This is a genomic window from Burkholderia sp. 3C (assembly GCF_054589155.1).
Window position 1 is genome coordinate 94,404 of record NZ_BAAILN010000012.1, and the last position, 8,854, is coordinate 103,257.

General features: G+C 67.7%; 9 protein-coding genes and 1 pseudogene. 9 read left to right on the top strand and 1 reads right to left on the bottom strand.

Annotated elements, in window-relative coordinates:
• Positions 1 to 206: 206 nt before the first annotated feature.
• Entirely contained in the window at positions 207 to 602 is a 396-nt protein-coding gene (locus tag ACYP33_RS01505) for a lysozyme inhibitor LprI family protein (RefSeq protein WP_459619273.1), read from the bottom strand.
• Here ACYP33_RS01505 and ACYP33_RS01510 point away from each other — a divergent pair.
• The 9 genes and pseudogenes from ACYP33_RS01510 to ACYP33_RS01550 form a co-directional block, all read left to right on the top strand.
• Positions 592 to 765 (top strand): hypothetical protein, encoded by a 174-nt coding sequence (locus ACYP33_RS01510; RefSeq protein ID WP_459619275.1) that lies wholly within the window; start codon positions 592 to 594, stop codon positions 763 to 765. The two genes, ACYP33_RS01505 and ACYP33_RS01510, sit on opposite strands and share 11 nt — an antisense overlap.
• 390 nt (positions 766 to 1,155) lie before the next feature.
• Positions 1,156 to 1,818: a CDP-alcohol phosphatidyltransferase family protein gene (locus tag ACYP33_RS01515; RefSeq protein WP_414447414.1), complete on the top strand. Its 663-nt coding sequence runs from the start codon at positions 1,156 to 1,158 to the stop codon at positions 1,816 to 1,818.
• A gap of 7 nt (positions 1,819 to 1,825) precedes the next feature.
• Entirely contained in the window at positions 1,826 to 2,635 is an 810-nt protein-coding gene (locus tag ACYP33_RS01520) for a HalD/BesD family halogenase (protein WP_414447413.1), read from the top strand.
• Positions 2,632 to 3,630 (top strand): HpnL family protein, encoded by a 999-nt coding sequence (locus ACYP33_RS01525; RefSeq protein ID WP_414439396.1) that lies wholly within the window; start codon positions 2,632 to 2,634, stop codon positions 3,628 to 3,630. The genes ACYP33_RS01520 and ACYP33_RS01525 overlap by 4 nt, the downstream gene beginning before the upstream one ends.
• 84 nt (positions 3,631 to 3,714) lie before the next feature.
• The gene (locus ACYP33_RS01530) at positions 3,715 to 4,482 is read left to right on the top strand and encodes a phosphocholine cytidylyltransferase family protein (RefSeq protein ID WP_414439397.1); all 768 of its coding nucleotides are present in this window, start codon (positions 3,715 to 3,717) and stop codon (positions 4,480 to 4,482) included.
• Entirely contained in the window at positions 4,479 to 6,167 is a 1,689-nt protein-coding gene (aepX, locus tag ACYP33_RS01535) for a phosphoenolpyruvate mutase (protein WP_414447412.1), read from the top strand. Before ACYP33_RS01530 ends, aepX begins: the two co-directional genes overlap by 4 nt.
• A complete protein-coding gene (gene aepY / locus ACYP33_RS01540) occupies positions 6,164 to 7,312 on the top strand; it encodes a phosphonopyruvate decarboxylase (protein ID WP_459619279.1) in 1,149 nt (382 codons plus the stop codon). Before aepX ends, aepY begins: the two co-directional genes overlap by 4 nt.
• The gene (locus ACYP33_RS01545; protein WP_459619392.1) at positions 7,312 to 8,379 is read left to right on the top strand and encodes a 2-aminoethylphosphonate aminotransferase; all 1,068 of its coding nucleotides are present in this window, start codon (positions 7,312 to 7,314) and stop codon (positions 8,377 to 8,379) included. Before aepY ends, ACYP33_RS01545 begins: the two co-directional genes overlap by 1 nt.
• A 214-nt stretch (positions 8,380 to 8,593) precedes the next feature.
• A pseudogene (locus ACYP33_RS01550) lies at positions 8,594 to 8,854 on the top strand (FUSC family protein); the annotation flags it as partial.

The window sequence follows — 8,854 nt, forward strand, 5'->3', positions numbered from 1 at the left end:
GACCGAGCGAGGCAATACGGAACACAGGGCGCGGCAACTGAGCGGACACATCGAAACAGCTCCAGATCACAAGGGGTGTGACCGGAACGGTAAACGCTCGCGAAACGCTCGGTTATAACGAAAAATGCATTGAAAATCAGCGACATACGGGCATGCATTTCAATGCGAAGTGATGTCCCGAAATACGAAGAACGACGGCTCGTGCGTCACTTCGCGCAACTGACATCGCCCTCCTCGCAATGCAGATGCTTGTCGAGCAGCCGGGTCTGCGCCTGCGTGAGTTGGTCGACGCATTGCGCCTGCACCATCGGCGCCACGCTGCCGCCATTCACGCCGCCGACCTCGAACGCGCATTGGGCGTCGCGCCAGGCCACCCAGCGGCGCTGCGCTTCCCTGAGCCTGGTGGCGGACGTCGCGTCGAGCCGGCCGAGCAGATCGCGGTAGGTCCGGTTCAGTTGCGCGTCGGATTTCACGCTCTTGCTCGCGGCACAGGTGTTCATGTCGAGTTGCGTGGTGGCGCTGTCCATGCAATCCGGCGCTTTCGCGAACGTTGCGCCACTCGCGGCGAACAGGAAACAGGCCAGCAGGGGCTTGAGCGTCATCATCGGGTTCCGGAAAAAAGACGAAGGGAAAATTCGGTTCGCGCACATCGTGGCGGGGCAGGACGGAACGATCAAGCGCGCGGGCCGCGCGGCCTCGGATTTCGGCGCACGGCTTCGTGCAGCCGCCAAGACGGTCGTCGAACAATCTGGCGAGATTCGGTGATTTGTTCGCTTGCCAACAACAATCTCGGCATTTTATACGACGACCCGCGGCGTTTCAGCCACAGCGTATTTGCCGCGAAAGTACCCATCACGCAACAGATCGTCCCGCCGCCAAAACGGTCGACCCGCTTGCTAAACACGCTGCCGGCCCTGCGCTCCGCACCCGCATGCCCCCGGCATATCCTTCTGCGACAAGCCTTTCCGGCCGATTCGGGCTTCACCCCAGCGCTCTGTTTCGCCACGAAACGAAACGAAATGCCGCAAATCCTGTCGCCCGATTTTGCCGCCCCGGGGGGCCCGTTGATTTTGGTTAAACCCAGGTCAGACATCGGCATGTCAAAATTGAACCTGCGAAAAAGCAAATCGTTACAAATCCGTATATATTCCGCCGATGGACCAAAGAAAATTCATCGCGCCGCCGCCTCCCCGCACGTGGGATGCGCGGCTCGCGCGCCGGCTCGTCACGCCGCTCGTCGACACGCCCGTCACCCCGAATCATCTGACCACGCTGCGCCTGCTGATCGGCCTGGCGGGTGCCGTCTGTCTCGCGCAGGGCGGCTTCGGCTGGATCAATGCCGGCGCGTTCCTGATCGTGCTGTCGAACTTCGTCGATCACACCGACGGCGAACTCGCCCGCATCAGCGGCAAGACCAGCAAGATCGGCCACTTCTACGATCTCGCCAGCGACGCGGTGATCACCATCGCGCTGTTCGTCTGCATGGGCGCGGGCGTGGTGGCGCAAGGCGGCCGCATGTTCGCGCCGCCGGTGCTGCTCGGCACGTTGGCCGGCGCGGCCGTGGCGCTGATCTTCTTCCTGCGCATGCGGATCGAATCGTTCGCGGGCAAGGCCGGCACCAAGCAGGCCTCGATCGGCGGCTTCGAAACCGAAGACGTGCTGTATCTGCTGCCCATCGTCACGCTGCTCGACGGTGTCGAGCGCTTTGTCCTGGCCGCCGCGATCGGCGCGCCCGTGTTCGCGGCCTGGGTCGTGATCGATTACTGGCGCGTGGTGCGCCGCGGCGCCGTGCCGGCGGCCGACAGCCCGAAGGCCTGACCATCCCATGAGTACCCAAACCGAAGCCGGATTCGAACCGCGCGCCAGCGCCCCGACTGCCGGCCACGCCGCCCCGGGCAACGCCGATGGCGCCGTCTCCCGCGCCGCCGCCGCGCTCGATACCGATCACCTGCATCGCGAATTCGACCGCCAGGGCGCGTTCATTCATCTCGAATCGTTCCTGCCGCCCGACGCCTCCGGGCGCCTGGCCGACCTCGCGCGCGCGCTGCTGCCCGACGTCAACCGGAACTACCTGCCCGGCCACAAGCAGGGCGGCAGCGTCAGCCGCCACACGATCGACGAGAAGGCGCCGTTCATCGCCGAGCTGTACCGCTCGCCGGCCCTGATCGCATTCCTCGAAAAGCTGACCGGCGACACGCTGCAGGTGTCGCCCGCCGACGATCCGCACGCCTACGCGCTGTACTACTACACGAAGCCGGGCGACCACATCGGTTGGCACTACGACACGTCCTACTACGACGGCCGCCGCTACACGCTGCTGATCGGCGTGATCGACGAATCGACCTGCCGCCTCGATTACGAACTGCACACGCGCAACCCGGCCGTGGCCGATGAACCGGGCACCACGCAAATCCCCGACGGCGGCATCGTGCTGTTCGACGGCGACAAGCTGCGCCACCGCATCTCGCCGATGGGCGAGAACGAAATGCGCGTGTCGCTGACCTTCGAATACGTGACCGACCCGGGCATGCGCCCCTGGAAGCGCTTCATCTCGAACATGAAGGACGCGATCGCGTACTTCGGCTTCCGTCAGGTCTTCAAGCAGCTCGCCACGCGCCGCCCCGCACAGAAATGACTCGCGCTGGAATCATCCTGCTGTCCATCGGGACGGCATTGTTCATCGCCCTGCTGTCCTGGCAGGGTTTCGGCGCGGTCGTCTCCACGCTGGCCACGGCCGGCTGGGGCCTCGCGCTGGTCGCCGCGTTCCATCTGATCCCGCTCGTGGTCGACGCCCGCGCGATCGCCGTGATGTTCCCGCGCGGCACGCCCGGCGTGTCGACGCGCGAGATGCTGTCGGCGCGCTGGGTGCTCGAATCGGTCAACAGCCTGCTGCCGGCCGGCCAGATCGGCGGCCCGGTGCTGATGGCGCGCTACCTGTCGCAAAAGGGCATCCCGATGCCGCACGCGGCGGCGGCCGTCACGGTCAGCACCACCATGCAGGCGCTCGCGCAGATCCTGTTCGCGCTCGGCGGCATCGCCGTGTTCAGCTTCGGTGCGAACAGCGCCGCGGCCACCCACCTGCGCACGCCGGCCCTGATCGCCACCGCCCTGCTCGGCGCCTGCGCGTTCGGTTTCTATCTGGCGCAGCGGCGCGGCCTGTTCGGCCGGGGCCTGCGGATGGTGTCGAAGGCGCTCGGCCCGCGCGACTGGCCGTCGCTGGCCACCCGCGCAGACGCGATCGATTCCGCCGTCGGCGAGCTGTACGGCAAGCGCGATCGCGTGATCGCCACGTTCTGGTACAGCTTCGGCGGCTGGCTGCTCGGCACCGGCGAGGTGTGGCTCGCGCTGCACTTTCTCGGCCATCCGGTCAGTTGGGTGGATGCGCTGCTGCTCGAAAGCGTCGGCCAGGCGATTCGCGGCGCGGCATTCATGATTCCCGGTTCGCTCGGCGCGCAGGAAGGCGGCTATCTGCTGCTGGCGCCGCTGGTCGGGCTGCCGCCGGATGCGGCGCTCGCGCTGTCGCTGTCCAAGCGCGCGCGCGAGCTCGCGCTCGGCCTGCCCGGCATTCTGTATCTGCATTTCAGCGAAAGAAACTGGCAGCGGCGCCGTGCGCCGCAGCTCGCGGACTAGGGCCAGCCCGCGCCGTGCCTGGCGGGCGAACCCTCGGCCGGACCGCATCCGGCCAAGTAACCATTACATAGCGTGGAGTATTCAATGCGAGCCATCATCCTGGCCGCAGGCCTCGGCCTGCGCCTGCAACTGCCTCCCGAAGCGCAGTATCCGAAGTGCCTGCTGCGCTTCGACGACGTGTCGCTGCTCGAGCGCCACCTGCGTCTGCTCGAATCGCTCGGCGTGACCGAAATCGTCCTCGCGCTCGGCTTCCAGCACGAGAAGGTCGAGGCCGAACTGGCCCGCCTCGGTCGCCAAGCCGAAATCGTCCTGAACCCGCGCTTCGATCTCGGCAGCGTGCTGACCGTCCACACCGCAGCCGACGCGCTCACGCGCGGCGGCGACGTGCTGCTGATGGACGCCGACGTGCTGTACGACGACAGCATCATGCAGGCGCTGGTCGCGAACCCCGAGCAATCGGTCGACCGCCTGCTGATCGACCGCGATTTCGAGGCCGGCGACGAGCCGGTCAAGCTGTGCGTGAAGGACGGCGTGCCCGTCGAACTGCGCAAGCAACTCGCCGTCGACCTGCAATACGACACCATCGGCGAATCGGTCGGCTTCTTCCGCTTCAGCGAAGGCACGGCCAAGCGCCTCGCCGAGATCGTCGCCGGCTACATCGATTCGGGCCGGGCCAACCTGCCCCACGAGGAAGCCGTGCGCGACCTGCTGCTCGAAGGCGGCCGCCCGTTCGATGTCGCCGACGTGACCGGCGCACCGTGGATCGAAATCGATTTCCCCAACGACGTCGCCCGCGCGGCTGACGAAGTTCTCCCGCTGATTCAGCGCAATACCGTAGGAGCCGCACGATGAACGCACGCGAACCCAATAACTTCACCGAATCCCGTGCCGCGCGGCTGCGCCGCATGCTGACGAGCAACCAGCTCGAATTCCTGATGGAAGCGCACAACGGCCTGTCCGCGCGAATCGTGCGCGAAGCCGGCTTCAAGGGCATCTGGGGCTCGGGCCTGTCGATCTCGGCCGCGCTCGGCGTGCGCGACAACAACGAAGCGAGCTGGACCCAGGTGGTCGACGTGCTCGAATTCATGGCCGACGCCAGCGACCTGCCGATCCTGCTCGACGGCGACACCGGCTACGGCAACTTCAACAACATGCGCCGCCTCGTGCGCAAGCTCGAACAGCGCGGCATCGCCGGCGTCTGCATCGAAGACAAGCAATTCCCGAAGACCAACAGCTTCATCGACGGCGAACGCCAGCCGCTCGCCGAGATCGACGAATTCGCCGGCAAGATCAAGGCCGGCAAGGATTCCCAAACGGATTCGAATTTCTCGATCGTGGCACGCGTCGAAGCGCTGATCGCGGGCTGGGGCATGGATGAAGCGCTGCGCCGCGCGCACGCCTACGCCGATGCCGGCGCCGACGCCATCCTGATGCACAGCAAGCTGTCGCGTCCGGACGAGATCCTCGAATTCGCGCGCCAGTGGAACAACCGCGCGCCGATCGTGATCGTGCCGACCAAGTACTACAGCACGCCGACCGACGTGTTCCGCCAGGCCGGCATCAGCACCGTGATCTGGGCGAACCATCTGGTCCGCTCGTCCGCCGCCGCGATGCAGGCCACCGCGCGCGACATCTTCGAGAACGAAACGCTCGTCAACGTCGAAGACCGCGTGGTCACCGTCAACGAAATCTTCCGCCTGCAGGACGCCGACGAATATTCGGCGGCCGAGCGCATCTACCTGTCGTCGTCGTCGCGTTCGTCGAACTCGGCCATCGTGCTGGCGGCCAGCCGCGGCAAGGGCCTCGAGGCCGTGACCGAAGACAAGCCGAAGGTCATGCTGCCGATCGCCGGCAAGCCGCTGCTGCGCTGGCTCGTCGACGGCTTCAAGAAGGAAGGCGTCAACGACATCACGGTGGTGGGCGGCTATCGCGCCGACGCGATCGACACGGCCGGCATCAAGCTGGTGGTCAACGAGCGCCACGCCGAAACCGGCGAACTGAGCTCGCTGGCCTGCGCGCTGGGCAAGGTCAAGGGCGACACGATCGTCTCCTACGGCGACCTGCTGTTCCGCAGCTACATCGTGCGCGATCTGGCCGAAAGCGACGCCGAATTCACCGTGGTGGTGGATTCCTCGCTGACCGATTCGACCAACCAGAGCGTGCGCGACTTCGCGCTGTGCTCGTCGGCCGACGACCGCGGCCTGTTCGGCCAGAAGGTCAGGCTGCAACGCGTGGCGAGCGACGCCGGCAACGGCGCGCCGCACGGCCGCTGGGTCGGCCTGCTGAACGTGCGCGGCGCCGGCGTCGAACGCCTGAAGGCCACGCTGGCCACGCTGCAGGCGCGCCCCGATTTCGACCAGCTCGATATCCCGGCGCTGCTGAACGCGCTGGTCGAAGCCGGCGAGAAGATCGCGGTGCAGTACGTGCACGGCCACTGGCGCGGCGTGAACGACCTCGACGAATTCCGCCGCGCCGGCGATTTCGCGCACGGCCAGACGCCGCTCGCGAACGGCGCCCCGGCCGGGGACACCCAATGATCGAGGCAGCCCAGTTCGTCGAGGCCGCGCGCGCGCGCGGTTTCGATTCGTACGCGGGTGTGCCCTGCTCGTATCTGACGCCGTTCATCAACTACGTCCTGCAGGACCCGTCGCTGCACTACGTGTCGGCGGCGAACGAGGGCGACGCCGTCGCGCTCGCGGCCGGCGCGACGCTGGGCGGCCGGCGCAGCATCGCGATGATGCAGAACTCGGGCCTCGGCAACGCGGTCAGCCCGCTGACCTCGCTGACCTGGACCTTCAAGCTGCCGCAACTGCTGATCGTCACGTGGCGCGGCAAGCCCGGCGAGCACGACGAGCCGCAGCACGCGCTGATGGGGCCGATCACGCCGCAGATGCTCGACACCATGGAGATTCCGTGGGAGCTGTTCCCGACCGAGGCCGAGCAGATCGGCCCGGCGCTCGACCGTGCGATCCGTCACATGGACGAAACCGGCCGGCCCTACGCGCTCGTGATGCAGAAAGGCAGCGTGGCCGCCTATCCGCTCAAGGATGCGCCGATGCCCGCGCCGCGCCCGCACGTCGTGCCGGTTGCGGCCGCGAGCCGCGCCGCCGAGCGGCCGTCGCGCCATGACGCGCTGTCGGCCGTGATCGCGCGCACGCCGCTCGATTCGACCGTGGTGCTGGCCTCCACCGGCTTCTGCGGGCGCGAGCTGTACGCGCTCGACGATCGCGCCAACCAGCTCTACATGGTCGGCTCGATGGGCTGCGTGACGACGCTCGCGCTCGGCCTCGCGCTGGCGCGTCCGGACCTCACCGTGGTGGCGGTCGACGGCGACGGCGCCGCGCTGATGCGCATGGGCGCGTTCGCCACGCTCGGCGCCTACGGCCCGAAGAACCTGATCCACCTGCTGCTCGACAACGGCGCGCACGAATCGACGGGCGGCCAGTCCACCGTCTCGCCGTGCGTGTCGTTCGCCGCCGTGGCCGCCGCCTGCGGCTATGCGTCGGCGCGCGAGGGCGACCTGAGCGCGATCGACGCGCTGTTCGCCGAGCCGGCCGACGGCGCGCGCTTCGCCTGCGTCAAGATTCGCACCGGCGTGCCCGACGGGCTGCCGCGTCCGACCGTGACGCCGATCGAAGTGAAGGAACGTCTGATGCGCCACATCGGCGCGGGAGCCGAATGATGCTGCTGCTGAACCCCGGCCCGGTCACGCTGACCGAGCGCGTCCGCCAGAGCCTGCTGCAAACCGATCTCTGCCATCGCGAAAGCGAGTTCTTCGACCTGCAGGACGAAGCGCGCACGCGCCTGGTCGCCGCCTACGACCTCGACCCGGCCGAATGGCAGGCCGTGCTGATGACGGGCTCCGGCACCGCCGCCGTCGAAAGCATGATCGCCGCGCTGGTGCCCGAAGACGGCAAGCTGCTCGTGATCGAGAACGGCGTGTACGGCGATCGCATCGCGCAGATCGCCAAGCAATACCGGATCGCCCACACGCTGCTCAAGCACGAATGGATGGAAGCGCCGGACCTCGGCCGCATCGAGGCCGCGCTGGCCGCCGACCGCGCCATCACGCACGTGGCCGTGATTCATCACGAAACCACCACCGGCCGCCTGAACGCGCTTGGCCCGATCGCCGAACTGTGCCGCCAGCATGGCGCGCGCTTGCTGGTCGACGGCGTCAGCAGCTTCGGCGCCGAGGCGATCGATTTCGCCGACGGCGTGACCGACGCGGTGGCCGCCACCGCCAACAAGTGCCTGCACGGCGTGCCCGGCGCGGCGTTCGTGATCGTGCGCAACACGGCGCTGGCGCGCGCCGCGAGCCGCACCTATTACCTCGATCTCGGCCGGCTCGCCAAGCTGCAGGCGCAGCGCAACACGCCGTTCACGCCGTCGGTGCACGCGTATTACGCGCTCGTCGAGGCGCTGCGCGAGTTCGAGGACGAAGGCGGCTGGCAGGCGCGTCACGCCCGCTACAAGGCGCTTGCCGACCAGGTGCGTGACGGCCTGGCCGCGCGCGGCATGTCGCTGGTGCTGCCGGACGGCGAATCGTCGGTCGTGCTGCGCGCCTACACGCTGCCGGCCGGCGTCGGCTACGCAACGCTGCACGACGGCCTCAAGGCGCGCGGCTTCGTGATCTACGCGGGCCAGGGCGGGTTGTCGGCCTCGCTGTTCCGCGTGTCGACGATGGGCGCGATCGCACCGGCCGACATGGATCGCCTGCTCGAAGGCTTCAGTGCGCTGACGCGCTGACGCGTTCGAGCGCCGGCTCGCCGAGTCACCGGCATGACGCAAAACGGACGCTTCGGCGTCCGTTTCTTTTTGTCGCGGCGCGTCGCGTTAATACGGGCAGGCGCGGCCGGGCCGATCCATTAGAATCGTCCGGACGTGCGATGCGCGCAGCCGGCAGCCACGGCGCGCCCATCGCGAACTTCCACGCGAGCGCCTTGCCTTCCCGTTGCCCGTCATGACCGCATCCCCGCTCCGCCTGCCCGCCGCCCTGCGCTCGCTGTTCCGCCCGCTGCTCGATCCGTATCGCCGCTACCGGCACGCCAAGCTGATCCACGCCGCGCGCGTCGCGCTCAGTGTGCTGGTGTCGATCGCATTGTCCACCGGGCTCAATATCCCGCACGGCGAATGGTCGTCGATCACGGTGCTGATCGTGATCGGCGGGCTCCAGCATCACGGCAATATCCGCAAGAAGGCGGCCGAGCGCGCGCTCGGCACC